23 protein-coding genes are annotated in these 26,396 nt (G+C 72.3%); 13 read left to right on the top strand and 10 right to left on the bottom strand.

Translation table 11 applies throughout. The features are described 5' to 3' along the window. Positions 1-45: 45 nt before the first annotated feature. Positions 46-2,892, top strand: a complete 2,847-nt coding sequence (locus tag KALB_RS14895; protein ID WP_148309473.1) for an AfsR/SARP family transcriptional regulator — start codon at positions 46-48, stop codon at positions 2,890-2,892. 140 nt (positions 2,893-3,032) lie between these two features. Here the strand turns inward: KALB_RS14895 and KALB_RS14900 are convergent, their stop codons facing one another. Then, positions 3,033-3,815 (bottom strand): nucleotidyltransferase domain-containing protein, encoded by a 783-nt coding sequence (locus KALB_RS14900; RefSeq protein WP_025356512.1) that lies wholly within the window; start codon positions 3,813-3,815, stop codon positions 3,033-3,035. Between the two features lie 69 nt (positions 3,816-3,884). Between KALB_RS14900 and KALB_RS14905 the strand changes: the two genes are divergently transcribed. From KALB_RS14905 to KALB_RS14915, 3 genes are all read left to right on the top strand, one after another. Further along, positions 3,885-5,288, top strand: coding sequence for a sigma 54-interacting transcriptional regulator (locus tag KALB_RS14905; protein ID WP_025356513.1), 1,404 nt, complete (start codon positions 3,885-3,887; stop codon positions 5,286-5,288). Further along, positions 5,288-7,234, top strand: a complete 1,947-nt coding sequence (locus KALB_RS14910) for a vWA domain-containing protein (protein WP_025356514.1) — start codon at positions 5,288-5,290, stop codon at positions 7,232-7,234. Before KALB_RS14905 ends, KALB_RS14910 begins: the two co-directional genes overlap by 1 nt. A gap of 63 nt (positions 7,235-7,297) precedes the next feature. Continuing rightward, complete coding sequence (locus KALB_RS14915) at positions 7,298-7,882, top strand: DUF4232 domain-containing protein (protein WP_025356515.1); 585 nt, start codon at positions 7,298-7,300, stop codon at positions 7,880-7,882. On the opposite strand, the gene KALB_RS14920 is transcribed toward KALB_RS14915, so the two are convergent. Continuing rightward, a complete protein-coding gene (locus tag KALB_RS14920) occupies positions 7,879-8,565 on the bottom strand; it encodes a dienelactone hydrolase family protein (protein WP_025356516.1) in 687 nt (228 codons plus the stop codon). The two genes, KALB_RS14915 and KALB_RS14920, sit on opposite strands and share 4 nt — an antisense overlap. Positions 8,566-8,674: 109 nt before the next feature. Between KALB_RS14920 and mshC the strand changes: the two genes are divergently transcribed. Next, positions 8,675-9,913, top strand: coding sequence for a cysteine--1-D-myo-inosityl 2-amino-2-deoxy-alpha-D-glucopyranoside ligase (mshC, locus tag KALB_RS14925; RefSeq protein ID WP_025356517.1), 1,239 nt, complete (start codon positions 8,675-8,677; stop codon positions 9,911-9,913). Between the two features lie 66 nt (positions 9,914-9,979). Here the strand turns inward: mshC and KALB_RS14930 are convergent, their stop codons facing one another. Then, on the bottom strand, positions 9,980-10,891 hold the full coding sequence (locus KALB_RS14930) for a PAC2 family protein (RefSeq protein WP_025356518.1): 912 nt from the start codon (positions 10,889-10,891) through the stop codon (positions 9,980-9,982). A 177-nt stretch (positions 10,892-11,068) separates the two neighbouring features. Here KALB_RS14930 and KALB_RS14935 point away from each other — a divergent pair, with 177 nt between their 5' ends. From KALB_RS14935 to KALB_RS43915, 6 genes are all read left to right on the top strand, one after another. Next, complete coding sequence (locus KALB_RS14935) at positions 11,069-11,731, top strand: HAD family hydrolase (protein WP_025356519.1); 663 nt, start codon at positions 11,069-11,071, stop codon at positions 11,729-11,731. 187 nt (positions 11,732-11,918) lie between these two features. Further along, on the top strand, positions 11,919-13,160 hold the full coding sequence (locus KALB_RS14940; protein ID WP_182838873.1) for a phenylacetate--CoA ligase family protein: 1,242 nt from the start codon (positions 11,919-11,921) through the stop codon (positions 13,158-13,160). A 441-nt stretch (positions 13,161-13,601) separates the two neighbouring features. Next, on the top strand, positions 13,602-14,618 hold the full coding sequence (locus KALB_RS14945) for a beta-ketoacyl-ACP synthase III (RefSeq protein ID WP_025356520.1): 1,017 nt from the start codon (positions 13,602-13,604) through the stop codon (positions 14,616-14,618). 133 nt (positions 14,619-14,751) lie between these two features. Then, the gene (locus KALB_RS14950) at positions 14,752-15,120 is read left to right on the top strand and encodes a GntR family transcriptional regulator (protein ID WP_025356521.1); all 369 of its coding nucleotides are present in this window, start codon (positions 14,752-14,754) and stop codon (positions 15,118-15,120) included. Positions 15,121-15,222: 102 nt separating this feature from the next. After that, the gene (locus KALB_RS14955; protein WP_236650352.1) at positions 15,223-15,996 is read left to right on the top strand and encodes an ATP-binding cassette domain-containing protein; all 774 of its coding nucleotides are present in this window, start codon (positions 15,223-15,225) and stop codon (positions 15,994-15,996) included. Then, on the top strand, positions 15,993-16,733 hold the full coding sequence (locus KALB_RS43915; protein WP_025356522.1) for a hypothetical protein: 741 nt from the start codon (positions 15,993-15,995) through the stop codon (positions 16,731-16,733). The genes KALB_RS14955 and KALB_RS43915 overlap by 4 nt, the downstream gene beginning before the upstream one ends. Positions 16,734-16,828: 95 nt before the next feature. On the opposite strand, the gene KALB_RS14965 is transcribed toward KALB_RS43915, so the two are convergent. The 4 genes from KALB_RS14965 to KALB_RS14980 form a co-directional block, all read right to left on the bottom strand. Further along, positions 16,829-19,330 (bottom strand): acyl-CoA reductase, encoded by a 2,502-nt coding sequence (locus KALB_RS14965; protein ID WP_025356523.1) that lies wholly within the window; start codon positions 19,328-19,330, stop codon positions 16,829-16,831. Next, positions 19,327-20,478 (bottom strand): LuxE/PaaK family acyltransferase, encoded by a 1,152-nt coding sequence (locus tag KALB_RS14970; protein ID WP_025356524.1) that lies wholly within the window; start codon positions 20,476-20,478, stop codon positions 19,327-19,329. The genes KALB_RS14965 and KALB_RS14970 overlap by 4 nt, the downstream gene beginning before the upstream one ends. Next, a complete protein-coding gene (locus tag KALB_RS14975; protein WP_025356525.1) occupies positions 20,475-21,605 on the bottom strand; it encodes a GNAT family N-acetyltransferase in 1,131 nt (376 codons plus the stop codon). The genes KALB_RS14970 and KALB_RS14975 overlap by 4 nt, the downstream gene beginning before the upstream one ends. 249 nt (positions 21,606-21,854) lie before the next feature. Then, on the bottom strand, positions 21,855-22,922 hold the full coding sequence (locus tag KALB_RS14980; protein WP_025356526.1) for an NAD(P)-binding domain-containing protein: 1,068 nt from the start codon (positions 22,920-22,922) through the stop codon (positions 21,855-21,857). A gap of 113 nt (positions 22,923-23,035) precedes the next feature. On the opposite strand from KALB_RS14980, the gene KALB_RS14985 reads away from it, so the two are divergent. Both KALB_RS14985 and hisG read left to right on the top strand, forming a co-directional pair. Next, on the top strand, positions 23,036-23,299 hold the full coding sequence (locus KALB_RS14985) for a phosphoribosyl-ATP diphosphatase (RefSeq protein WP_025356527.1): 264 nt from the start codon (positions 23,036-23,038) through the stop codon (positions 23,297-23,299). A 20-nt stretch (positions 23,300-23,319) separates the two neighbouring features. Then, the gene (hisG, locus tag KALB_RS14990; protein WP_025356528.1) at positions 23,320-24,165 is read left to right on the top strand and encodes an ATP phosphoribosyltransferase; all 846 of its coding nucleotides are present in this window, start codon (positions 23,320-23,322) and stop codon (positions 24,163-24,165) included. A 40-nt stretch (positions 24,166-24,205) separates the two neighbouring features. Here the strand turns inward: hisG and KALB_RS14995 are convergent, their stop codons facing one another. The 3 genes from KALB_RS14995 to KALB_RS15005 are packed head-to-tail and all read right to left on the bottom strand — an operon-like array spanning position 24,206 to position 26,340. Further along, complete coding sequence (locus KALB_RS14995) at positions 24,206-25,408, bottom strand: MFS transporter (protein WP_148309474.1); 1,203 nt, start codon at positions 25,406-25,408, stop codon at positions 24,206-24,208. Beyond that, complete coding sequence (locus tag KALB_RS15000) at positions 25,384-25,941, bottom strand: sugar O-acetyltransferase (RefSeq protein WP_025356530.1); 558 nt, start codon at positions 25,939-25,941, stop codon at positions 25,384-25,386. The genes KALB_RS14995 and KALB_RS15000 overlap by 25 nt, the downstream gene beginning before the upstream one ends. Before the next feature lie 18 nt (positions 25,942-25,959). Next, entirely contained in the window at positions 25,960-26,340 is a 381-nt protein-coding gene (locus KALB_RS15005) for an STAS domain-containing protein (RefSeq protein WP_030108349.1), read from the bottom strand. Positions 26,341-26,396: the final 56 nt, after the last annotated feature.

The raw sequence follows: 26,396 nt of genomic DNA on the forward strand, positions 1-26,396 counted from the left end.
CGATCAGAATTCGCATTCTTGATCGCGCTGTATGCTCACGGGCCGGTGCCGCGGAGTCAGGTGGTGAACGTGGGCGTGGGCGTTCCCGTACCGATTCGGGTGGAAATCCTCGGACCCGTCAGGGTTCTGCTCGACGGTGACGAACTCCCGCTCGGGCCGCCGTTGCAACGCGCCGTCGTGGCGCTGCTGGCGCTGCGCCCCAACCGTGCCGCCTCGCGCGCCGAGCTGGTTGACGCCGTCTGGGGTGAGGACCCGCCCGCCACGGCTCAGGGCAGCCTGTCCACATATCTGTCGGCGCTGCGCCGCGTGCTGGAACCCGACCGGCCCAGCCGCGCGCCGGGCAGCGTGCTGGTCTCGGCCGGTTCCGGGGCCGGCTACCTGCTGCGACTGCCCGAGGACGCGGTGGACCTGCACCGTGCCGAGGCGCACCGCGAGCGGGCCAGGCAGGCCCACGACGCGGGCGGGTTCGACCTCGCCGCCGAGCACTGGCGCGAGGCCCTCGCGCTGTGGCGCGGCCAGCCCTTCGACGGGATCAGTTGCCCGTTCGTGGTCGGTGAACGCGCGCGGATCGACGAACTGCGGCTGGCCACCACGGAATCCCTGTCCGAATCCCTGTCGGCCGCCGAACGATTTGATGACGCTGTTGCGGAATTGGACCCGATCGTCCGCAGGCAACCGTTGCGGGAACGGCCGCGTGCGCTGTTGATGACCGCTTTGTACCGTTCCGGGCGCAAAGCCGAAGCGCTCGAGCTGTACGAGGAGGGCCGCCGCGTCACGGTGGAGCAGTTGGGCATCGAGCCGGGACCGCAGCTGCGCACCCTGCACGCCTCGATGGTGTCCGACGCGCCCTCGGCGGCTCCGCCCTCGGTCAGGCCCAGGACCCCCGTGCCCGCCCAACTGCCGCACGACGTGCCGGGGTTCACCGGGCGCGAGCGGGAACTGGCCGCGCTGACCGAACTGCTCGCGGCCACCGACCGCCCGGTCGCGGTGATCTCCGCGATCGACGGCTCCGGGGGCATCGGCAAGACCGCGCTCGCCGTGCACGCGGCGCACCGCATCGCCGAGCGGTTCCCGGACGGCCAGCTCTACGTCAACCTGCGCGGCTTCGACCCGCGCCAGCCGCCGTTGCAGCCCGCGTCCGCGCTGGGGCAGTTGCTGCGCGGGCTGGGCGTGGACGCCGCGACGATCCCCGGCGAGGCCGACGAGTTGGCCGCGCTCTACCGCAGTCAGCTGGCGGGCAAGCGCATGCTGGTGCTGCTGGACAACGCCGCGAGCACCGACCAGGTGCGCCCGCTGCTGCCCGGCAGCCCGACCTGCTCGGTACTGGTGACCAGCCGCAACCGGCTGGGCGGGCTGGTCGCCAGGGACGGGGCGCACCGGATCACCCTGGACGTGCTCAGCCCGGCCGAATCGGTGTGCATGCTCGCCGGGCTGGTCGGCGACGCGCAGGTGCGGGCCCAGCGCGAGGCCGCCGCCGAACTCGCCGCGCTGTGCGGGCACCTGCCGCTGGCGCTGCGCGTGGCGGCGGCACAGCTGACCGACCGCCCGCACCTGACCCTCGCCGACCTGCGCGAGGAGCTGGCGGACGAGCGCGCCCGCCTGGACGTGCTCGCGGTGGACGACGAGACCACTGCCGTGCGCGCCGTGCTGTCCTGGTCCTACCACGCCCTCAAACCCGATGCGGCACAACTGTTCCGCCAGCTCGGACTGCACGCGGGCGGCGAGTTCAGCGCCCCGGTCGCCGCGGCGCTCGCGGGCGCCCCGCTGGCCAGGACCCGGCGACTGCTCGACGTGCTGGCCGCGGGCCACCTCATCGAGGAGGTCGGCCGCGACCGGTACCGGCTGCACGACCTGCTCAAGGTGTACTCGGCCGAGGTCGCCGTGGAGCACGACGGCGACCAGGCCCGCGCCGAGTCCGCCACCCGCATGCTCCAGTACTACCTGCACAGCGCGGACGCCGTGGACCGCGTGCTGGCCCCGTTCCGGCGGCGCCCACCGCTGCCCGAGGTGCCCGCCGACTGCGTGCCCGAGCGGTTCGACAACCCCGGTGCGGCCCTGGCCTGGGGTGAGCTGGAGCTGGCCAACCTGGTCGCCGCCGTCGAACAGGCCGCACAGCTGGGCGACACTTTCCACGCCACCCGCATTCCCGGTGCCATGTGGGCGTTCCTCGCCATCCGTACGCCGTGGGTGGAGTGGATGTCCAGTCACCGCACGGGAATCGCCGCCGCCTCTGCCGGTGGCGACCACTACGGCGAAGCCGTCCTGCTGATCGGTCTGGGCTTCGCCTACCAGGAGCTGCACCGTCCGCAGCAGGCGCTGGACTGCCTGCTGCGGGCCAAGTCCGCGCACGACCAGCTGCCCGACCGGCCCGCCGAGGACGTCATGCTCGGTGCGCTCGGCGCCGCCTACTTCGGCATGGGCCGCATCGACGAGGCCCTGGACCACACCACCCGCGCGCTGGCCGGGTACCGGGCTCGCGGCGACCGCTGGGGTGAGGGCATGGCCCTGTGCAACCTCGGCGGGTACGCGCGGGAACGCGGGAACCACGAACAGGCCGTGGCCAACTACGAGCGTGCGCTGGAGCTGTTCGAGCAACTGACCGACCAGGCCTCGCAGCTCAAGGCGTACCGGGAACTGGGCCGTGCGCACGTGCGGTTCCACCACTACGACGCGGCCGCCGACTGCTTCCGCAGGGCTGCGGGCCTGTTCCGACGCTTCGGCGGGCGCGCGGGTGAGGGCTGGTCGCTGCACGAACTCGCCGACGCCCTGCACAACGGCGGCCACCTGGTGCAGGCCCGTGAGCAGTGGCGCGCCGCGCTGAAGATCCTGGACGAGGTGGACGACCCCCGCGCCGACCAGGTCCGCGAGCGGCTGGCCGCGACGCTCGCCTGAGCGGGATTCGCTTGCCAGTGGCAGGGATTCGCCGACGCCAGGGCGGGACTCGCGTGCACCAGGGCGGGATTCGCCGACGTCAGAGCGGGATTCGCGCACCCCGGAGCGGGACTCGCGCCCCCGGCCGGGACTCGCCGACGTCAGGCCAGGGCGCAGTCGGCGAGCAGGGCGTGGGCGGTGGCCAGGCCGGCGGCGGAGGGGTGCAGGGCCTCGGCGACGCGTGCGGCGAAACCCCGTGGGGCCCGCGCCAGGCGGGCCGCTGAGGCCACGGCGCCCTTCTCGGTGGCCAGCCACACGTGTTCGCGGGCGTGCAGGACCTGCACCAGGCAGCCGAGGGCACGGAACACGCAGCCGCTGACGAACAACCAGTCCCCGCGTTTGGCCGGGGTCTCGGCGTTGGCCAGGCTGAACCCCGCCTCCCAGCCGTAGACCCGCTCAATGGCCTCGGCCAGCTCCACGGGGTAGGGCCTCAGCTGGGCCTGCACGGCGGCGAGCTGGCCGCTGGGGTCGTGCAGCACCTGCGCGGTCGCCAGCTCGGCGAGGTAGCCGTGCGAGAAGTAGCCGAGCGGGTGGCCGTTCTGCTGCTCGCAGCGCACCACCCCGGACCGCACCTCGGCGAGCACCTGCTCGACCCGGTCCAGGTCCCGCCACAACAGGTCGGTCTTGGCGCCGGGGGTGGCCAGCCAGGCCCCGCCGTCCACCCAGGGCCCCCACTCACCGGGCTCGGCGACCACCGAACCGGGGTGCTCCGCGGCGAGTTCGCGCAGAGCGGACAGGTCCAGTTCGGCCCCTCGGCGGTACACCCCGAGGTCGGCGTCGGAGTGCTCGTCGGCGGTGCCCCGAGCTCGGGATCCGCCCAGCACCACGCCGATCACGCCGCGCACGCCGCCGATCCGCGCGGCCAGTACGTCCAGATCGATCATGCTGACGAGTATCGCGGGTGGAGCAGCTCCACATCGACCGGCGGCCCGTTGTTGACTAGCGTCGAGGTGGTGAACGCCGTCCCCACACCTGCACCGTCGTTGCCGCGCACCGCGGGTGAGCTCCGGGCCGCGGGCCACCTGCCCCGCCCGGTCAAGGCCGAACTGCGCGACAACCTCGTCGCCGCCCTGCGCGCGGGCGCCGACCCGTGGCCGGGCATCGTCGGCTTCGACCGCACCGTGCTGCCCCAGTTGGAGCGCGCGCTGCTGGCCGGGCACGACGTGGTCCTGCTCGGCGAGCGCGGACAGGGCAAGACCCGCCTGCTGCGCACCCTGGTCGGACTGCTCGACGAGTGGACCCCCGTCATCGAGGGCGCCGAGCTGGCCGAGCACCCGCTGGAGCCGATCACGCCCGCCTCGCTGCGCCGCGCCGCCGAACTGGGCGACGAACTGCCGGTGACCTGGCTGCACCGCTCCCAGCGCTACACCGAGAAGCTGGCCACCCCCGACACCTCCGTCGGCGACCTGATCGGGGACGTGGACCCGGTCAAGGTGGCCGAGGGCCGCGCGCTGGGCGACCCGGAGACCATCCACTTCGGACTCGTGCCCCGCGCGCACCGCGGCCTGGTCGCCATCAACGAGCTGCCCGACCTCGCCGAGCGCATCCAGGTGTCGCTGCTCAACGTCATGGAGGAGCGCGACATCCAGGTCCGCGGCTACACCCTGCGGCTGCCGCTGGACGTGCTGCTGGTGGCCACCGCCAACCCCGAGGACTACACCAACCGCGGCCGGATCATCACCCCGCTCAAGGACCGGTTCGGCGCGGAGATCCGCACGCACTACCCGCTGGAGCTGGACCAGGAGATCGCGCTGGTCGAGCAGGAGGCCCAGCTCGTCGCCGAGGTGGGTGAGCACCTGCTGGAGGTGGTGGCGCGCTTCGTGCGGTACCTGCGCGAGTCCAACTCCATCGACCAGCGCTCCGGTGTGTCCGCCCGGTTCGCCGTGGCCGCCGCCGAGACCGTGGCCGCCGCGGCGCTGCGCCGCTCCGCGCTGACCGGGGAGTCGCCCGCGGTGGCCCGCCCGGTGGACCTGGAGTCCATCCCGGCCGTGCTGCGCGGCAAGCTGGAGTTCGAGTCCGGCGAGGAGGGGCGGGAGCAGGAGGTCCTGCACCACCTGCTGCGCCGTTCGGTGGCCGACACGGCACGCGGCAGGCTGGCCGGTCTGGACCTGCGCTCGCTGGCCGAGGCCGTGGTGGACGGACACCCGGTGGCCACCGGCGAGCGGGTGCCCGCGGCCGAGGTGCTGGCCGCGCTGCCCGAACTGCCGGTGCTGCACGAGGTGGCCAAGCGGCTGGACGTCAGCCCCGGGCAGCCCGCGGGCTGGATCGCCTCGGCCGTGGAGTTCGCGCTGGAGTTCCTCTATCTGAGCCGACAGCTGGGCAAGGACGAGGAGGACGACAGGGCGGTCTACGGCTGATGGCCCGCTACCGCTACGGCCGCTGGTCCGGCGGCGCCGACCCGTTGGCGCCGCCCGCGGACCTGCGCGCCGCGCTGGACGAGCTGGGCCGTGAGGTCATGGAGGGCGCCTCACCGCAGTCGGCGCTGCGCGAACTGCTGCGCAGGGGCATGCCGGGCACCCGTGGCCTGGACGAGCTGACCCGGCGCGTGTGGGAGCGGCGCTCGCAGATCCAACGGCGGCACCGGCTCGACGGCACCCTGCAGGAGGTCCGGCGGCTACTGGACCAGGCACTGGAGGCCGAGCGGCGCGAGCTGTTCCCCGACCCCAGCGACGACGCGCGGTTCCGTGAGGCGCAGCTGGACGCGCTGCCGCCGGGCACGGCCGCCGCGGTGACCGAGCTGGCTGAGTACGACTGGCGGTCCGAGCAGGGGCGCGAGTCCTACCGGCAGATCCAGGACCTGCTCGGCGGTGAGCTGCTGGAGCAACGGTTCCAGGGCATGAAGCAGGCGCTGCAGAACGCCACCCCGCAGGACGTCGAGCAGATCAAGCAGATGCTGTCCGACCTCAACTCCCTGTTGTCGGCGCACGCCGCGAGGGAGGACACCGGCGAGCGGTTCGCGGAGTTCATGCGCCAGCACGGGCAGTACTTCCCGGAGAACCCGCGGAACACCGACGAACTCGTGGACGCGCTCGCGGCACGGTCGGCCGCGGCCCAGCGCATGCTGAACTCGATGACCGCCGAGCAGCGCGCGGAGCTGGCGCAGCTCACCCAGCAGGCGCTGGGCGACCCGAACCTGGCCGCGCAACTGGATCTGCTCGACGCGCACCTGCGCGGCATGCGGCCGGGGGAGGACTGGACCTCCTCGGGGCGGTTCCGGGGCAAGAACCCGTTGGGGCTGGGCGAGGGCGCGCAGGCCATGGCCGATCTGGCCGAGTTGGACGGGCTCGCCGAGCAACTCGCGCAGTCCTACCCCGGTGCGCGCCTGGAGGACATCGACATCGAGTCGCTGGTGCGCCAACTCGGTGACGAGTCCGGTGTGGACGCCCGCAGGCTGGCGGAGCTGGAACGCGAACTGCGCCAACAGGGTCTGCTGGAGCGGGCGCCCGACGGGGGACTGCGGCTGACGCCGAAGGCCTTGCGGCGCCTGGGGGAGACGGCGCTGCGCCAGGTCGTGGACCAGTTGCGCGGACGTGGTGAGCGCGACAGCGACCGGTCCGGCGCGGCGGGCGAGCCCACGGGTGCGAGCAAGCCTTGGCAGTTCGGCGACACCGAGCCGTGGGAGGTCTCGCGCACGGTGCGCAACGCCGTGCTGCGGACCGCCTCGGCCGGTGGCGGGCGGGTGCGCCTGGAGGTCGAGGACGTGGAGGTGGTGGAGACCGAGCAGCGGGCGCGCGCGGCCGTGGCGCTGTGCGTGGATACGTCCTGGTCGATGGTGCAGGACGGGCGCTGGGTGCCGATGAAGCGCACGGCGCTGGCGCTGCACCAGCTGATCCGCACCCGGTTCCGCACCGACGCGCTGGAGCTGATCACCTTCGGTCGACATGCGTCCACTGTGGACATTGGTGAGCTGACCGCGCTGGAGGGTGTGTGGGAGCAGGGTACGAACCTGCACCACGCGCTGCTGCTGGCCGGGCGGCACGTGCGCAGGCACCCCGACGCCCAACCGGTGGTGCTGGTGGTCACCGACGGGGAACCGACCGCGCACCTGGAGTCCGACGGCTCAGCGGAGTTCAACTACCCGCCGCTGCCCAGGACCCTGGCCAAGACCGTGGCCGAGGTGGACGGGCTGGCCAAGCTGGGCGCCTCGATCACGGTGTTCCGGCTCGGCGATGACCCGAGGCTGGCCTCCTTCGTGGACCTGGTCGCCCGCCGTGGCGGCGGCCGGGTGATCGCCCCGGACGAGGACGGGCTGGGCGCGGCCGTGGTCGGCGACTACCTGCGCAACCGGAGGTCCCGCCGGTAGTTCACCCCAACGAGACCCCCGCTCGGCTGGCGGCGGCCCGGTACGGCCCCGACGATGGCCCACATGCGGGTGAAGACTGTCACGGCACTGGCGCTGGTGGTCCTGCTCAGCGGCTGCGGTGGCGGCGGTGCCACGGCCACGAGCGGCACGAGCACCACCACTCCGCCGACCAGCAGCACCACGACGAGCTCGGCCGCGCCGACCAGCAGCAGCGCGCCCGCCGTGAAACCGTCCTACAAGGCGGAACTGACCATCCAGCAAGCCGGGCTCGGCCTGCTGACGCTGACCAACTCAGGTACCGAGCCGGTGACCGTGCAGGGCTGGGTGCGGCTGACGTGGCTCAGTGCGAACGGCAAGGCGTTGCAGGTGCCCTCGCGCAACGTGAAGATCCCCGGCGAGGGGCCCGCGATCCCGCTCAAGCCGGGCACCACGGCGTTCGCCGGGGTCAAATGGGAGGTCGGCGACAAGGCCGACGCCAGCGCCTACGTGGCCACCGGTCTGCAACTGACCACGCCCAGTGGGGCGGCGACCCTGCCGGTGACGCTGGTCGGCACGGACGGCAAACCGGCCACGAACTACCAGTTGGTGGCCAAGTCCGCGCAGATCGGTTCTCTGCAACCGAGTTCGCAGGGCGTGGTGGCGTTCTAGCCCAGGTGCCGCGCGAGGAAGTCCACGGCGCGCGGCCAGGCGCGTGCGGCGGGCTCGGGCTGGAAGAACTGTGGCGCACCGTGGTTGAGGAACGCGTGCCCGGCCTGCTCCTCCACGTGGATCTCGACGCCCTCCCGGCCAGCCACGGCCCGCTCCACGCGGGCCACGGCCTCGCGCGGGATGTACGGGTCGCTGCCGCCGAACTGGAACTGCACCGGGCAGCGCACCCGGTCGAGCAGGTCGACCTGGTCGGGCACGGTCGAGCCGTAGCAGGACACCACGACGTCCGGATCGGCGTGCGCGGCCAGTGCGAAGGCCAGCGAGCCGCCCAGGCAGAAGCCCAGCGCGCCGACCTTGCCGGTGACCTCGGGCAGCGCGCGCAGGTGGGCCACCGCGGCGGTCAGGTCGGCGACCCCGTCGGCGTGGTCGAACCGGCCCGCCACGGCCATCGCCGCCGCCACGCCCTGCTCGTCGTGCCCGCTGCTCCAGCCGGGATCGGTGCGCCAGAACAGGTCCGGCACCCCGACCACGTAGCCCATCGCGGCCAGTTCCGAAGCCACCGACCGCAGATACGCGTCCAGCCCGAAGATCTCCTGCACCAGCACGAGCCCCGGCCCGCGGCCCGCCGCGGGCAGCCACACCGGGAGCTCGAAACCGCCCACCTCTTCGACGCGACTGGTCATGCCGGAAGTATTCCCGCAGGGGCGTGCCGACCACATCGTGGGCGGCTGGTTGACCCAGTTGGCTGGGTCCGGCTGCCCACCCCGGCATCACCCGATTAGGGTCGGACTCATGCAGACCTGGTCATCCACCCCGGTACCCCGGGTTCCCGGCACCCCCCGGCCCCTGCGGCTGCACGACACCGCCGCCGGCGAGGTCCGCCCCACCGCGCCGGGCGCGACGGCCACCATGTACGTGTGCGGCATCACCCCGTACGACGCGACCCACCTCGGGCACGCCGCCACCTACCTGGCCTTCGACCTGGTGCACCGGCTGTGGCTGGACAACGGCCACGAGGTGCACTACGTGCAGAACGTCACCGACATCGACGACCCGTTGCTGGAGCGGGCCGCGCGCGACCAGGACGACTGGGTGGTCCTTGGTATGCGCGAGACGGCCCTGTTCCGCGAGGACATGGAGGCGCTGCGGGTGCTTCCGCCGCGCGAGTTCGTGGGCGCGGTCGAGGCCATCCCGGAGATCGTGGAGGCCATCGGCAAGCTGCTGGCCAGCGGGGCCGCCTACCGGGCCGAGGACCCCGAGTACCCGGACGTGTACTTCGACCGCTCGGTGACCGGCCACTTCGGCTACGAGTCCAACTACGACGAGCAGACCATGACCCGGTTCTTCGCCGAGCGCGGCGGGGATCCGGAGCGGGTGGGCAAGCGCCATCCGCTGGACGCGCTGCTGTGGCGGATGGCCCGGCCCGGCGAGCCCTCCTGGGACAGCGAGCTGGGCGCGGGCCGTCCCGGCTGGCACATCGAGTGCTCGGCCATCGCGCTCAACCGGCTGGGCGACGCCTTCGACCTGCAGGGCGGCGGCTCGGACCTGGTGTTCCCGCACCACGAGTTCAGCGCGGCGCACGCCGAGGCGCTGACCGGGCGGCACCCCTTCGCCCGGCACTACGCGCACGCGGGCATGATCGGCCTGGACGGCGAGAAGATGTCCAAGTCGCGGGGCAACCTGGTGTTCGTCTCGCGCCTGCGTGCCGACCAGGTGGACCCGGCCGCGATCCGGCTCGCCCTGTTCGCCGGGCACTACCGCAGCGACCGGGCGTGGACCGACGCGCTGCTGGAGCAGGCCAAGGCCCGGCTGGCCCGCTGGCGGCAGGCCGTCGCGCTGGTCTCGGGTCCCGAGGCCACCGACACCGTGGCGCGGCTGCGCGACCACCTCGCCGACGACCTGGACACCCCGGCCGCGCTGGCCGCCGTGGACGCGTGGGCCGAGCAGGCACTGACCCACGGCGGCTCGGACACCTCGGCCCCCGGCCTGGTGCGCACCGCCGTGGACGCCCTGCTGGGCATCGCGCTCTGACCCGAATGCCATGAAGGTGGCTTTCACTGCGTTGGGCGCAGTGAAAGCCACCTTCACGGCGTGAGCTCAGCGCCCCAGCGGGCCCTCACCACGCGGGCCGCCTGGGCCACCGCGACCGCGGCGGCGCAGGTAGCGCTCGAACTCCGCGGCGATGGCGTCCCCGCTGGTCTCGGTGAGCTGCGTGGTGGCGTCCCCGCGCTCCTCCAGGGCTCGCACGTAGTTGCGGACGTCCTCGTCCTCCTCCGCCATCTCCGTGACGGTCTGCTCCCACTCCTCGGCCTGCTCGGGCAGCGCGCCGAGCGGCACCTCCACGTCCAGGGCCTCCTCGACCCGGTGCAGCAGGGCCAGCGTGGCCTTGGGCGCGGGCGGCTGCGAGACGTAGTGCGGCACGGCGGCCCAGAACGAGATCGCGGGGACCCCGGCCTGCACGCAGGCGTCCTGGAAGACCCCGACGATGCCGGTGGGCCCCTCGTAACGGGAGTTCTCCAGCCCGAACTTGGCCGCGGAGGCCGCGTCGTAGGCCATGCCGTTGACGGGCACGGGCCGGGTGTGCGGGGTGTCCATGAGCAGCGCGCCGAGCGTCACCACGGTGGTCACCCCCAGCCGGTCCACGTGCTCGATGAGTTCCGCGCAGAATTTTCGCCAGCGCATGTTCGGCTCGATGCCGTGCACGAGCACCACGTCCACCGAAGAACCCGGCGGGCGACACACCGACAGTCGAGTGGTCGGCCACTCGATCCGCCTGGTGATCCCGTCGACCCGCTTCACGGTCGGCCGGGTCACCTGGAAGTCGTAGTAGTCGTCGGGGTCCAGTTCCGCCAGCGGGGTGGCGTCCCAGGTGAGTTCCAGGTGCTCGATCGCGGTGCTGGCGGCGTCGCCAGCGTCGTTCCACCCCTCGAAGGCAGCCACCATCACGGGGTCGGTCAGCTGTCGCTGGTCGGCCAAGGCGTCCTCGGGGCTGTAGTCCGGATCGGTCACCGGGTCAGCCTACGGCCCGTCCACCGCGGAGTACGTGCGGCGCACCCCTATGGGGTTGTGCGCGTGGCGAACGTGCCCGATGTGGCGCTGGCCGCACCGGGCGCCGAGGACCCCCGGCAGCCGGTGCCGCTGGGCTACCGTGGGTCGCGAGTGTCCCCACCACCTCCAGGGAGATCCGTGACCAGGCCGGCGGCGGTGTTGTTCGACATGGACGGCACCTTGATCGACTCCGAGAAGGTCTGGGACGTGTCCCTGGCCGACCTGGCCACCCGCCTCGGCGGCGTGCTCAGCCCGAGGACCCGGGACCTCATGATCGGGTCGAACATGGACAACACCATGCGGATGATGTTCACCGATCTGGGGCTGGAACTGGACGTCTGCGCGATGGAGGAGGGCTGCCGGTACCTGGCCAAGCGCACCGAGGAGCTGTTCCACGAGGGTCTGCCCTGGCGGCCCGGCGCCGCCGAGCTGCTGCGCGCGGTGCGCGAGGCTGGCGTGCCCACCGCGCTGGTCACCTCCACCGAGCGCGCGCTCACCGAGGTGGCGCTGGACACCATCGGCCGCGAGTTCTTCGACGTGACGGTGTGCGGTGACGAGGTGGACGGCCTGAACAAGCCGCTGCCCGAGCCTTACCTGAAGGCGGCGCGCCTGCTGGGCGTGGACCCGGCGGCCTGCGTGGCCGTGGAGGACTCGCCGACCGGGACCAAGGCCGCGGTCGCCGCGGGCTGCACGGTGCTGGTCGTGCCCTGCGACGTGGACGTGCCCGGCGGGGAGCGCAGGGTGCTGCGCGAGTCCCTGGTCGGGGTGGACGTGGCCCTGCTCGGCTCCCTGCTCTCCTGAGAGTTCGCTCAGCACCTGAGAGTTCGGGTGGAAAAACACCGCGCCTGCTGCCAGGCTGGCCGGTACTACCGGGGACGGGAACGGGCACCACGACCGGCGGGGTTTCGGGGACCTTCGCGCCAGGTCGTGGTGCCCTCGGCGGCTACTGTGGGACGGTTTGCGCCCACGACACCGATGGAGGTACCCGGTGGTGCAGGTCCACGACCTGGCCGAACTCGTCGCCCACGCCCGTGAGCACTCGCCGTTCTACCGCGAGCTGTACGCCGGTCTGCCCGACGGCCCCCTCGCGCTGACCGAGCTGCCGCTGGTCGAGCACACCGCGTTCTGGGCGGCCAACTCCTTCCCGGACAGCCGGGTGCTCACCGGGCCGCACACCGACGGCATCGTGTTCAAGACCGGGGGCACGACCAGCGCGCCCAAGGTGTCGGTCTACACCCGGCCCGAGTGGGCGCGGATGAGCCGCACCTTCGGCACCGGCCTGGCCGCGGCGGGACTGCTGCCCGGGGACCGGGTCGCCAACCTGTTCTACGCCGGTGAGCTGTACTCCAGCTTCGTGTTCACCCTGAACACCCTGCAGGACACCCCGGTGCCCAACGTGCAGCTGCCGATCGCGGGCAGCGCCCCACTGGACTTCGTGGCGCTGACCCTGCGCGACTTCTCGGCCACCGTGGTCACCGCGCCGCCGACCTCGCTGTGCCGCCTCGCGGTGCACCTGTCCGACACCGGCCAGCAGCTGCCGGACGTGCACCTGGTGCTGTTCAGCGGCGAGGCGTTCTACGCCGACCAGCGCGCCCTGCTGGCCTCGGCCTTCCCCAACGCCGAGGTGCGCTCGATCGGGTACGCCAGCGTGGACGCCGGGATCCTGGGCGCCCCGGTGGCCGGTGAGCCCGACGTGCGGGTGCACCGGGTGTTCACCGAGGACAAGGTGGTGGAGCTCCTCGACCAGGAGACCGGCCAGCCGATCGAGGTGCCGGGGCGGGCGGGCCGGGTGGTGGCCACCGACCTGACCCGGCGGCTGATGCCGGTGCTGCGCTACCCGGTGGGCGACATGGCCGAGTGGGTGGACGTGCGGCAGCGCACGTTCCGGCTGCTGGGCCGCGCCGAGGAGGGCGCCAGGGTCGGCCCGGTCACGCTGTACCTGGAGGACCTGCGCACGATCGTGGAATCGGCCACGGAGGGGCTGCGCGTCACCGGTATGCAGGTGGTGCTGCGGCGTAGGCAGGCCAAGGACGAGCTGGTGCTGCGGCTGGCCGGTGACCCGGTGGACCGGGAGGCGCTGGCCGCCCGGCTGGACGACACGCGGCCGATGTTCGCCGAGCACGTGGCCGCCGGGCTGATCCACCCGTTGGCGGTGGAGCGGGTGGCCACCGGTGAGCTGGAGGTCAACCCCCGCACCGGCAAGCTGGTGCGGTTGGTCGACCAGCGCTGAACGCGAGCGGGGGCGCCGGGCGTGGCGCCCCCGCCGCTGTGCACAGGCAGGGCAGGCCGGTACCGATGCTGCCGTGGTCGGTGGGGGCGGCGAGGAATGCGGTGCGACGAATGCCCTGCATTGATCCTCCGCTTTTTGGAGTAGGGCGCTTCGACGTCAATCGCAAGCCCGCCACGCCGATCCGCGTGTCGCACCATGTAATGAACTGGCGCTTTTCTGGTTGTGGGTGCACATTCCGAGGCAGGGATGTATCTTTCGATAGTGAGGTCGGTCACAACCTCACAGTGAGCTGACCTGGGTATTTCCGGAACGGTCGTGGGTAGTTTATCGGCGGGCCGCTGTTTGATTTACCCGCCGGTAAGCAGTGTGATGGTGTTCGTTCCGCGGTGCGGGACGCCGGCGGCGACGTGACCGGAATTCACGTCTTTCGGGAGTTACCTGGTGAGGGCGTCCATCCAGCAGGGTTCGGAGCCCCGCCACGCTCGCATTCTCGGCATCGGCGCCTACCGGCCCCGGATGGGCGTGGGCAACGAGGAGATCGCCGGGCTGATCGACTCCACCGACGAGTGGATCCGCACCCGCTCGGGCATCCGGTCCCGGCGCTGGGCCAGCGCTGACGAGGGCGTGCTGGAGATGGCCGAGGCCGCCGCCCGCCAGGCGCTGGAGCGCAGTGGGGTGCCCGCCGAGCAGATCGGCTGCGTGGTGCTGGCGACCATCTCGCACTTCCGGCAGACCCCGGCCGCGGCCAGCGTGCTCGCGCACCGGATCGGCGCGGTGAACGCGGGCTCCTTCGACGTGTCCGCCGCCTGCGCGGGCTTCTGCTACGGGCTGGCCGTGGCCAAGGACTTCGTGCGCGGCGGCAGCGCCTCCACCGTGCTGGTCGTCGGCGTGGAGCGGATGACCGACATGATCGACCCCAGGGACCGAGGCACCGCGTTCCTGTTCGCCGACGGGGCGGGCGCCGCCGTGGTCGGCGCCTCGGCGGAGCCCGGCATCGGCCCGGTGGTGTGGGGCAGCGACGGGGAGCAGGCCGACACGATCACCCAGGACCGCAGCTGGCTGGAGTGGCGCGACGAGCTGGACAAGGACCCCGACGCGCCGTTCCCGGTGCTGAGCATGAAGGGGCAGGCGGTGTTCCGCTGGGCCTCGGTCAGCATGGGCGCGGTGGCCAGGCGGACCCTGCGGACCAGCGGGCTCTCGCCCGAGGACCTGGACGTGTTCATCCCGCACCAGGCCAACGACCGGATCACCGACGCGCTGGTGCGCTCACTCAGGCTGCCCGACTCGGTGGTGGTCGCCCGCGACATCGTGGAGCAGGGCAACACCTCGGCGGCCTCGATCCCGCTGGCCATGGACAGCCTGCTCGACTCGGGCCGTGCCAAGTCCGGGGACCTGGCCCTGCTGCTCGGCTTCGGTGCCGGCCTGAGCTTCGCGGGCCAGGTCGTCACCCTGCCCTGACCCGCGAGTCTCGTCCTGGCGCGCGCCAGTCCCGCTCTGGCGCGCGCGACTCCCGCTCACCTGTACGTGGACACCCCATGCCCTCTGTGGTTCACTAGTCGAGTAACGAACCAACGAAGTGAGGGGGCTCTTCGTGTTCGACGACCGGAGCCCGATCTACCAACAGATCGCCGACCAGATCAAAGCCGAGATCCTGCGCGGCACGCTGCACGCGGACGAGCAGGTCATGTCCACCAACCAGTACGCGGCCTTCTACCGGATCAACCCGGCCACGGCCGCCAAGGGTTTCGCGCTGTTGATCGAGGAAGGTGTGCTGTACAAAAAGCGGGGGATTGGCATGTTCGTCAGCCAGGACGCGAGGCAGCGGCTGCGGGAGCGCCGCCAGGAACTGTTCTACGTCGAGGTGGTCGACGCGATGGTGGCCGAGGCGCGGATGATCGGCATCCCGCTCGGCGAGATCATCGATCGGCTGCGGCGCGCCGAGGGGGAGCAGCCGCGATGACCTACGAGATCACGCTGTCCGGGCTGACGGTGCGCCACGGCGGCACCACCGCCGTGGGACGGCCTGTCCTGCACCCTGGCCGGGGGAAGGATCCACGGGCTGATCGGCCGCAACGGCTCGGGTAAGACGAGCCTGCTGTCCACTCTGGCGGCCTACCGCCCGGCCTCGGCGGGCACGGTGCTCGTGGACGGCGAGGACCCGTTCGAGAACCCGAGGACCGCGGCGGGCACCTGCTTCATCCGCGACGAGCCCGACCTGGTTCCGTCCACAGTGGACCGGGTCCTGCGCTTCGCGGGGCGGTTTCGCCCCACCTGGGACCACACCTACGCCCAAGCCCTGGCCGCTCGCTTCGGTCTGTCGCCGGACAAGCGGGTCGGCGCCCTGTCGCGGGGCATGAAGTCCGCGCTGGGCGTGACCATCGGCCCGGCCTCGCGTGCGCCGCTGACCATCTTCGACGAGTCCTACCTCGGCATGGACGCGCCCGCCCGGTACACCTTCTACGAGGAGCTGATCGCCGACTACGGCCGCCACCCGCGCACGGTCCTGCTCTCCTCGCACCTGATCGAGGAGGTCGACGCCCTGTTCGAGCAGGTGCTGATCCTCGACGGGGGACGGCTGCTGCTGCACGAGGACACCGACGTGCTGCGCGCACGCGGGCAGACCGTCACCGGGCCGGCCGAGGCGGTGGACCGGTTCGTCGCGAGCCTGACCGTGGTGGGGGAGAAGCGGTTGGGCGGTACGAAGGCGGTCACCGTCTACGGCGAGTTGGCCGAGGACAGGCGCAGGCAGGCCCGCGCCGAGGGGCTGGACCTGGGGCCGGTCTCCGTGCAGGACCTCTTCGTGCACCTCACCCGCGAGCAGGGGAGCCCGCGATGACCCAGAACGCACAGGCCCGCCTCATCGCGAAGCTGGTCTACCTTTCCTGCCAACGGTTCCCGTTCTGGTTCCTGACGCTGGCCGCGGCCGTGGCGGTACTGGTTGGTGTGCTCGCGACCGTTTCCGCGGCGCTCAACCACAGCATCTGGGAGAAGATCGCCGTCGGTGCGGCGCTGTACTTCCCGCTCGCCCTGGCGATCATGACCGTGCCGGTGCAACTGCGCGTGTACGTGACCAACGACAGCACCCGGCGGGCCTTCACGCTCGGGGCCATCGGCGGCCTGGTGCTGACCGCGCTCGGCTTCGCCGCGGTCGCCACCCTCGGCTACGGCGCGGAGCACCTGGTCTTCGCCGTGCAGGGCGCCCGGATGAAGCTGGACGCCCCGCACACCTTCAGCTCCACCGGGCAGATCCCGTTGGTGTTGCTGGAAACCGCGGTGCTGCTGCTGGGACACGTCAGCAGCGGCATGCTGATCGGCGCCTGCTTCTACCGCTACGGGGTGCGCGGCCTGTACCTGCTGCTGCCCGCGCTGATCCCCGCCGCGGGCACGGAACTGCTCCTGTCGGCGGGCTGGCTCGGGGCCGTGCGCCTGCTCACCGTGCCGCTGCCCGTCGCGGCACTGGTCTCGGTGCTGCTGGCCGCCGCCGGGTTCGCGGCCACCGTGCCGGTGTTGCGCCGCACCGTGATCCGCACGGCCAATCCCGCCGCCAACCAACCCGGCTGGGCCATCGGCTGAGCGGGACTCGCGCTCGTGTGGGCGGGACTCGCGCTCCTCAGAGCGGGACACGCCGGGTTCTCGGCGTGTCCCGCTCACGGGCGTGTGAGTCCCGTTCAGCGGTTGTCGATCACGGCGAGCAGCTTGCCGCTGCCCGGGGTCCGGTCGAACGCCTCCGGCTCGGTCGGCTCCACGCGCAGTGCCAGCGTGCGGTCCTGGGTCACCGCCGCGTTCAGGTCGGGGTAGCCCGCCAGCAGGGCCTCGGTCGCGGCGTCCGGGTCGACCTTGCCGCGTTCCAGCCGCACCCGCAGCGTCTCCCCGTCGTGCGAGCCCTCCAGCACGACCTGCACCGCCCCGCTGTAGTCCAGCGCGTCCTCGGCGATGCTCGTGAACCGGCGGTAGTTGAGGAAGTACGTGCCGCTGCGGAACACGTCGCCGAACCGGCCCAGCAGCTCGAACCGGGGGCTGCGCCGCCCGCAGCCGCAGGCGCCGTCCACCCAGCGGCCCAGGTCGCCGATCTCGTAGCGGTCCAGCCGCTGCCCGCGCCGGGTGTGCGCGGTGAACACCAGCCGCCCCGTCTGGCCCACCGCCACCGGTCGGTCCTCGGCCACGTCGAGGATCTCCAGCGTCTGGATGCCGGTGAACAGGTGGTGCACCCGCTCCGGGCAGTGCGGGCACTGGTAGCCCAGCGGCCCGGCGTCGGCGCTGCCGTAGGCCGCCGAGCGGATCACCTCGACCCCGAACTCCTCGCGCAGCCAGTCCCGCTGCCGCCGGGGCATCTGCTCCCCGCCGAAGAAGACCTTGCGCACGCCCCGGTAAGCGCGCAGCGGCTCGGCGCCTTCCGCGAACACGCGCAGCAGGTAGTTCGGCATACCCAGCAGGGTGTTCACTCGATTGTCCACAATGGACTTGGCGACGGCGGCGTGGTCCTCGTGCGCGGCCATCGGCAGCTGCACCGCGCCCATCGTCTCCAACACCGAGAAGAAGCTGGTGAACCCGCCGTAGAGCTGCCCGCCGAAGAACAGGTTCATCGTGCGGTCCGCACCGGGCCGCAACCCGGCCGCCAGCAGGCCCTCCGCGCCGAAGCGCATGTGCTCGTGGTAGTCGTCCCAGCTGAACGCCGAGAGTTTGGGCGCACCGGAACTGCCCCCGCTGCGGAAGAACACCTCGGCGCGGTCCGAACCCCGTTGCAGCTGCTCGAACCGGTCCTTCGGCGTGATCGGCACGCGCGGCGCGGGCAACTGCTCGGCGGCCAGCAGGTCGTCCAGGCTCGCGTCCTCGGCGAACCGCTCGTCCAGTTGCACGTCCACGCGGCGGCTGTAGCGCTGTAGGGCGTACACGCCGTCGTGCGGCTCACCGTCGTAGCTGCCCAGCATGCCGCCGAGCGCGGTGACGCGCTGGGCCCCCGCGGTGAGCACGGCGCGGGTCAGCTCGGCGAGGTCCGGGCGGCTCGCCCCGATGCCGACCGTCTGGAGGTAGCGGCGCATCGGGCGCAGCACGCGGACGATGTCCTTGCGGGGCAAGGGCTTGACCCACACGGTCCGGTACAGCGGTGAGGCGCGCAGCGCGGGCCTGGTGTCGGCCAGCACGTGCCAGCTGCCGTCCGGCGCGGCATGCACCCGGGTCAGCCCCAGGTGCTCCTCCAGCCGGGCGAGCAGGACGGTGCTGGTGATCTCCGCCCGCTCCGCGGCACCCGGCTCGCCGGGCTCTACGACGGTGGCCGCCAGCACGCGGGCGAACCGCTCGCTGAACGCGAACAGGTCCTCCGGGGACTCGGTGTCCAGGTAGATCACCTGCGGACTGGAGCAGGCCTGCTGGTCCAGGCGGCAGATGTCCTCGGCCACACCCCGCAGCTGCTCGTCCTGGCTCCAGCTGTCGGCCGTCAGGTAGGCGAACGACAGCTTCGGCCCCCAGTCCACGAGCCGGCAGCCGGGCCGCACGTGCTCGGCGACACCGGCCAGCGCCTCCTCACCGCCCCAGGCCGCCACCGCGTCGGCGGGCGCGCACATCCGCGCCAGCCAGTCGGTCCGCGCCGAGGAGAAGCGCAGCACCACCAGCCGCCGCGCGATGCGCCCGGTCGGGTCCTGGTCGGCGAGGGCCGCCAGCAGGTGGTGGGTGAACAGTGGGTCCTCACCACTGGTCTTGACCACGTTGACGTTGCCCGCGAGCAGGCCCTCCACCACGCTCATCGCCCCAGCCGCCGGAGCGTTGCCCGGGGCCACGTGCGCCAGCACGCCCACCGGGACCCAGGCCTCGAAGACCTCGGCGCGGAAGTCGGCCCTGGCCAGGCGGCCGGGATCGGTCCCACCCAGCTCGCGGGTGAGCTTGCGCTCCAAGGACTCCCGGCCCATGGCCTCAACCAGGTCGGCGAAGGTGCGCTCCACCTCGGCCTCGGACACGCCGGTGCGGCGCAGCCGTGCCGCCAGCTCACCGCGTACCGGGCTGTCCACATCGGACAGCAGCTCGGCGAGCAGCGCACAGGCGGAGACCACCACCAGCGGGCTCAGCCGCTGGGCCAGCGCGGGCTGCACGAGCTCGTCGAGCCGGTCCAGCCTGCGGTCGGCCTCGGCGTCGTCGATCCACTCGCCCTGCCAGAAGTGCTGCTGCGACTCGGTCATGACCGTCCCTTGAGGAGTTCGGCCGCGGCCACGGCGCAACTGCGGTTGCGGCTGACCCCGGCCCTGCCGTGCACGGTGAACCACGGGGTGGGCAGCCCGCAGCCGCACTCCTGCGGGGAGTGCAGGGAGGCGAGGTCGCCCATGAGCACGCTCTGCGCGGGCACCGAGGTGATGTAGGGCGAGACCAGTTGCAGGAAGCCGGGTTCGCCCATCGGCACCGGCTCCAGGTCGCGCACCGAGCGGATCAACACCCGGGCCCAGGTGGGCACGTGCAGGTTGTGCCGCTCGCACTCCAGGTACAGCACGGCGTGCTCCACCGCGCCGAACCCGTCCCGGATGCGCGCGTCGGGGATGCCCAGCTGCTCGTGGATCCGCCGGTACAGCTCGGACTTGGCCACCTGCTTGTCCGCGTTGCCCTTCCAGCCGCCGCCGAAGACCACCAGCGAATCGGGGTGCAGCCGCACCGGGGGCAGGCCCAGCGCCCGCATCCGGTCCAGGGTGAACGACAGGAACGCGGGGAAGCCGAAGATCCGCACCGGGGCGCCCTCCTCGGCGAAGCGCAGCAGCGCGCGCACGCAGCCGAACACGTCGAACTCGTGCCCGGAACCGGTGTTGGGCAGCCCGTACTCCACCGAGCGCACCGGGGCGAAGTCGCACAGGTAGTCGTCGGTGAAGGAGGTGCCCAGGTTCAGCCCGGGACGCGGCTGGTAGCTGTAGAGCAGGTAGTTCACCGGCTCCGCGGAACCCAGCCAGCCGTGGTGGTCGAAGGTCCTGGCGACCATGCGCTGACCGCTGCGCAGGGTCCAGTCGTCGAAGAACATCTGAGACTTCTGACCGGTCGTGCCAGAGGAGGTCACGTGCAGCGCGATCTGCTCGGCGGGCAGCGAGGTGACCTCGTGCTGCTTGAAGAAGTTGGCGTGCACGTAAGGGAAAGCGGCCAACTCGGTCGGTTCCCCGCTGGCCCGCCACAGCGAGCCGAAGAACTCCGAGCGCTGTGCGTGCCAGGCGTTGGACTGGGCCATGGCCGCCAGGAACAGCTCATCGGCCCCGGCGCCCCACCAGTACGGGTCGGGCACGTCCAGCAATGCCTGGACCTGGGACAGCGCAACAGGATCCGGCACGCTCACCGGGTCGAGGTAGCGGCTCACCGGTACACCGCCCCCGTGTCCAGGTACCGCCGCTTCCACAGGTCCACGTACTGCTCGGTGAACGGCCGGAACGTCTCGTCGATGGCCAGGCCGCGGAAGTCCAGCGGCTGCATGGTCCTGGCCATCACCACGTAGTCGCGGAAGCCCTCCCCGTCACGGCGCATCGCCGGATAGGCCGCCGCGGGCAGGAACCCGTGCGCCAGCAACAGGTTCAGCTCCTCAAGGCAGTCCAGCGGCAGCAGGGTCTCCACGTAGCCCGCGCCGAGCCCGGCCAACTGCTCGATCAGGCTCTCCAGGTGGTCGGCCAGCGCCAGCGCGCTGGGCGCGGCCCCGATCAGCGTGCAGTAGCCGTCGCAGCGGCTCAGGTGCGCGTACAGCTCGTAGGACCCGTCCTCGGCGGCCACCAGCACGTTGGGGGAGTGGAACGGGTAGAACCGCCGCGTCGGGTCGGTGACCACCTCGCGGAACCGCCGCAGCACGAACTGCGGGGCGTCGACCAGTTCGGCGGGCACCGAACGGCCCGGCGCCGGGGCGGGCACGGCGTCGACCAGTTCGGGCAGGCGGTCCGGGCCGTCCAGCGCACTGACCAGGTTGGCCAGTGCGGCGGGGATGCGGGGCACGGGGTGCCGCCGCTCCAGCACCCCCTCGCGGTGCTTGGCCAGCAGCACCATCGTCTCCTGACGGGCCGCCTTGCGCAGGTTCGGCAGCATGCCCAGTGGCCGGAAGCCGTTGCGCAGGCAGATCCGCTGCGGGGCGGTGGCCGTGGTGCGCGCGGTGGCGTACACCGAGTCCACCTGGTGCCGCTGCTCGCTGAGCAGGGTCTCACTGAGCTGGCGGACCGCCTCGTGCGCGATGCCGGTGCCCCGGCAGTCCCGGTGCACCACCAGGCCCTGCAGCTTGCCCAGCCGGTCGGCGGGCTCCACCGTGGCCATGATCGAGGCGACGATCCGGCCGCTGCCCGGCTGCTCCGCCACCAGCCAGGTCGTGGTCGGGCGGGTGATCTCGGCCGCCATCACCACCGGGTCGGTGCCCAGTGGCAGCTTGTAGTCCTTGCCGTAGACGTGGCGGTACAGCGTCAACAGCTGGTCGATGTCCTCGAGCCGGGCACGGCGGAAAACCGCGTCCACTCTTCCTCCTAGGCGCGCAAAACCGGCCGAGGGCACAAAGCAACCCCGGCTGACTCAGTTGGTGAGAAGAATTCCCAGTGCGGCCTGGCAGAGTGGCACGCTGCGTTGACGCTACCCCGCGATGGCAACTGCTCCGTTTGGTTCATGACCCCGCTGAGCTGCGAAAATGGCGTTCGAGCGAGAGCGGGATCACCCGTGACCAGTTGTATCCGGGCACAAATCCTGGAATCTTCGCCCTCGTGCGGATCGTTATGCGGGCGTTCGTATACCCGATTCGTCCCGAAGAAGGGCCGCAATCGCGCGCGCCGCTTCCCGGCCGGCCCGCGTCGCGCCGATCGTGCTCGCTGACGGGCCGTAACCGACCAGGTGCAGCCGGGCGTCGGCCACCACCCGCGTGCCGTCCATGACGATGCCGCCGCCGGGGCCGCGCAGGTGCAGCGGGGCGAGGTGGTCGATGGCCGCGCGGAAGCCGGTGGCCCACAGGATCACCTCCGCGCGCACGAACCGCCCGTCGTCCCAGGCGACGCCCTCCGGGGTGATCCGGTCGAAGACGGGCAGCCGGGTCAGCACCCCGCGCTCCCTCGCGGCCAGCACCTGCGGGGTCAGGCCCAGCCCGGTCACGCTCACCACGCTGGCCGGGGGCAGCCCGGCGCGCACGCGCTGGTCCACCAGTGCCACGGCGGCACGACCCGCCTCCTGGTCGAACCGCTCGTGCCACACCGGCGGCCGGCGCGTCACCCAGGTCGTGCTGGTGACCTCGGAGATCTCCGCCAGCTGCTGCACGGCCGACGCGCCGCCGCCGACCACCACCACGTGCCTGCCCGCGAACTCCTCGGGCCCCAGGTAGTCGGCGGTGTGCAGCTGGCGCCCGGTGAACGTGTCCTGGCCCGGGTAGCGCGGCCAGAACGGCCGGTCCCAGGTGCCGGTGGCGTTGACCAGCGCGCGGGCCGCCCAGTCCCCGTGGTCGGTCCGCACCAGCAGGCGGCCGCCCTCGCCCTCGCGCACGGCGCGGACCCGCACCGGGCGCAGCACCGGCAGGTCGAACCTCCGCTCGTAGGTGGCGAAGTAGTCGGCCACGACCTCCGAGGCGGGCCGGTCGTCATCGGCGTGCCCCAGCGCGAGTCCCGGCAGGTCGTGGATGCCGTGCACCTTGCCCAGTCGCAGCGAGGGCCACCTGTGCCGCCACGCCCCGCCGGGACCGTCGTTGCCGTCGAGCACGAGGTGGCGCACGCCGAGCCTGCGCAGGTGGTAACTGGTGGACAGGCCCGCCTGCCCGGCCCCGACCACCAGCGCGTCCACCTCACGAGTGCCGATCACGACCCGTGCAACGGCCCGGACTGCCAGGTGCTTCCCCTGGCGGAGTCACGTTGGTCACAGGCAGGGACCCCGGAGCGGAAGCCGCCGAACGGAGGATGGGAGGATCACGTCCCGTGAAGACGTTCGACGAGCTGTTCGCGGAGCTCAGCGACCGCCAGCGGAGCAGGCCCGAGGGCTCGGGCACCGTGGCGGCGCTGGACGCCGGGGTGCACGCCCAGGGCAAGAAGGTCCTGGAGGAGGCCGGCGAGGTGTGGATCGCCGCCGAGCACGAGTCCGACGAGCGGCTGGCCGAGGAGATCTCCCAGCTGCTGTACCGGCTTCAGGTGTTGATGCTGGGCCGGGGGCTGGGCCTGGACGACGTCTACCGCCACCTATGACCACCACCGGGAGTGCACAGATGCTGCGCGTTGCCGTGCCCAACAAGGGCGCGCTTGCCGAGACCGCCGCCGCGATGCTGGCCGAGGCGGGGTACCGGGGACGCCATGAGCAGCGCGACCTCACGGTGCTCGACCAGCCCAACGAGGTCGAGTTCTTCTTCCTGCGCCCCAAGGACATCGCGATCTACGTGGGCTCCGGGGAACTGGACCTGGGCATCACCGGCCGCGACCTGGCCAGGGACTCCGGGGCCACCGTGGACGAGCGGCTGGAGCTGGGCTTCGGCGGCTCGCAGTTCCGCTACGCCGCGCCCGCGGGTCAGACCTGGGAGGTCAAGGACCTGCACGGCAAGCGGCTGGCCACCGCCTATCCCCGGCTGGTCCGCGAGGACCTGGCCAAGCACGGCATCGAGGCCGAGGTGATCCGCCTGGACGGGGCGGTGGAGATCTCGGTGCAGCTCGGGGTCGCCGACGCCATCGCCGACGTGGTGGGCTCCGGCCGCACCCTGCGCCAGCACAACCTGGTCGCCTTCGGCGAGGTCATCTGCCGGTCCGAGGCGATCCTGGTGCAGCGCAAGGGCGCCGAGGAGTGCGCGGCCAAGGCCCAGCTGACCAACCGACTCAAGGGCGTGGTGCTGGCCCAGCAGTACCTGATGCTGGACTACGACTGCCCCAAGGCCCTGCTGGACGTGGCGCTGAAGACCACCCCCGGCCTGGAGTCGCCCACGGTGGCCCCGCTGGCCGACGAGAACTGGGTCGCGGTGCGCGCGATGGTGTCCCGGCGCGAGGCCAACCCGGTGATGGACAAGCTGTCCGCGCTGGGCGCCAAGGCGATCCTGGCCTCCGACATCCGCTCCTGCCGCCTGTGAGCCCCGTGTCATGAAGGTGCCCTTCGAGACGCCCAACGTCTCAAAGGGCACCTTCATGACGGCCCGCGGAACGGGCCAGCGCGGTGAGGAAGCCCGCCGCCGTGCAGCCCACGCCCAGTAGCAGCGCGGCAGGGCTGCCGTCGAGGTCGACCAGGCCGCCCGCGACCGCCGAGCCCAGTGCCATGCCCAGCGTGATCGCACTGGACAGCCAGGCGAAGCCCTCGGTGCGCGACCGCGCGGGGACCAGCTCCTGCACCAGCGTGTAGGAGCAGATCAACAACGGGGAGGCCGCCAGCCCGGCCAGGGCCGCGCAGGCCGCCATCACCGGGACCGAGCCCGCCAGCAGCAGCGGCACGGTGCCCACCGCCAGGCCCAGCGCCGCGATCACCGTGCGGCGGCCAGTGCTCGCCCGCCAGCGCACGGCCCCGTACACCAGGCCGGACACGAGACTGCCCGCGGCGATCATCGCCATCAGCAGACCAGCGGGACCCAGCCCACCGTGTTCCCCGGCGAAGGCGATCATCGACACGTCCAGGTCGCCGAAGTACGTCCCGGTGAGCAGGCCCAGGACGAGCACCAGCAGCAGGCCGGGCGAGGCGATCCGGCCACTACTGCGCGCGGGCTCGTGCCGGGGCGGCTCGGTGCCGCGTTGCAGCGCCAGCGCGATCCCGCCCAGCACGTACAGCACCAGCGCGCCGAGCAGGCCCGCGCCCGGGAACACCCCCACGGCCAGCGCGGTCACCAGCACCGGCCCCGTCACGTAGATGACCTCGTCGAGCACCGACTCCAGGGCGTAGGCGCTGGCCACGTGCGGTGTGCCCGCGGCGGCGGCACTCCACCGCGCGCGGGCCAGCGAGCCCATCGGCAGCGCCGAGACCCCGGCCAGCACCGCCGCGGGCGGCAAGGTCCACAGCGGGGCGCCCGCCACGGCCAGGCCCACGAGCAGCGGGGTGCCCACCACGTTGACGGCCAGCGCCCCGTAGATGATCGGTGCCTGTCCGCGGCGGTCCACCAGCCTGCCCACCACGGGTGCGACGGCCGCCTGGGACAGCACCAGCGTGGCCGCCACCGCGCCCGCCAGCGCGTAGGACCCGGTCAGCGCGGAGACCATCAGCACGCAGCCCACCGAGCGCATCGCGATCGGCAGCCGCGCGACCAGGCCCGCGCCGACGAAGCCCGCCGCGCCCGGCAGGCGGAGCAGCACCAGGTAGGAGCGCACTACAGGGGTCGGATCACGCGGCACGGATTGCCCGCGGCCAGCACCCGCTCGGGCAGGTCCCTGGTCACCACGCTGCCCGCGCCGACCACGGTGTCGGCGCCGATGCGCACCCCCGGGCAGACGATCACGCCGCCACCCAGCCACACGTTGTCGCCGATGCTGATCGGTGCCGCCGACTCCCAGCGCTCGCGGCGCAGGTCGTGCTCGGCGACCGGGTGCAGCGCCGTGAGCAGTTGCGCGCGCGGCCCGATGGACACGTCATCGCCGATGGTGATCGGCGCGCAGTCCATGAGAATCGCGTCGTAGTTGAGGAAACTGTTGCGGCCCAAGGTGATCAGGTACCCGTAGTCGCACTGGAAGCGGGGCATCACCCAGGAGCCCTCGCCGATGCCGCCGAGCAACTCGGCCAGCAGAGCCGACCGTTCCTCGTCCTGGTCGGCGGTCGTTGCGTTGAACCGGTCCAGCAGGCGCTGGCAGTGCTTGCGCTCGGCGAGCAGCTCGGGATCGTTGTCCCGGTAGAGCTCCCCGGCCAGCATGCGTTGCTTGTGCTCCCCCACGGGGGCCATTGTGCACGCTCAGCGCGCTCGCTGAGCCGCCGCGTCGACCGCCTCGCGCACCGAGGGGTGGATCTGGAACGCCGAGAGCAGCCCGGTGACCTCCAGCGGGCGCACCACCACCCGCTCCTGGCAGACCAGCCGCAGGTCCACCCCGCCCTGCTCGGCCTTGTCACGCACGGTGAGCAGCACGCGCAGCCCGCTGGACCCCAGGAAGTGCACCTTGTCCAGGTCCACCACCACGGCGCGCGCCCCGCTGTCGACCGCCCTGGCCAGCTCGGCGTCGGCGGCCGCGGCCGTCGGCAGGTCGAGCTCACCGGTCACGTGCACCACCACGGCGTCACCGACCGATTCGCTGTCCAGTGCGATCAGCTCGCCGTGGTCGAAGGGGGCAGCGGGCATGAGGGGCTCCGTTCCGCCGGGCACTCCGTGCGCACCGGCGTGCGGGTCGGGTACCC

The organism is Kutzneria viridogrisea DSM 43870 (assembly GCF_000525635.1).
Lineage (GTDB): Bacteria > Actinomycetota > Actinomycetes > Mycobacteriales > Pseudonocardiaceae > Kutzneria > Kutzneria viridogrisea.

Excerpts from the sequence above, each read along its gene's own strand:
- KALB_RS14915 (WP_025356515.1), top strand. The coding sequence starts at position 7,298 with ATGCGGGTGAAGACTGTCACGGCACTGGCGCTGGTGGTCCTGCTCAGC.
- KALB_RS15005 (WP_030108349.1), bottom strand. The coding sequence starts at position 26,340 with ATGCCCGCTGCCCCCTTCGACCACGGCGAGCTGATCGCACTGGACAGC.
- KALB_RS14920 (WP_025356516.1), bottom strand. The coding sequence starts at position 8,565 with ATGACCAGTCGCGTCGAAGAGGTGGGCGGTTTCGAGCTCCCGGTGTGG.
- KALB_RS14900 (WP_025356512.1), bottom strand. The coding sequence starts at position 3,815 with ATGATCGATCTGGACGTACTGGCCGCGCGGATCGGCGGCGTGCGCGGC.
- KALB_RS43915 (WP_025356522.1), top strand. The coding sequence starts at position 15,993 with ATGACCCAGAACGCACAGGCCCGCCTCATCGCGAAGCTGGTCTACCTT.
- hisG (WP_025356528.1), top strand. The coding sequence starts at position 23,320 with ATGCTGCGCGTTGCCGTGCCCAACAAGGGCGCGCTTGCCGAGACCGCC.
- KALB_RS14965 (WP_025356523.1), bottom strand. The coding sequence starts at position 19,330 with ATGACCGAGTCGCAGCAGCACTTCTGGCAGGGCGAGTGGATCGACGAC.
- KALB_RS14910 (WP_025356514.1), top strand. The coding sequence starts at position 5,288 with ATGGCCCGCTACCGCTACGGCCGCTGGTCCGGCGGCGCCGACCCGTTG.
- mshC (WP_025356517.1), top strand. The coding sequence starts at position 8,675 with ATGCAGACCTGGTCATCCACCCCGGTACCCCGGGTTCCCGGCACCCCC.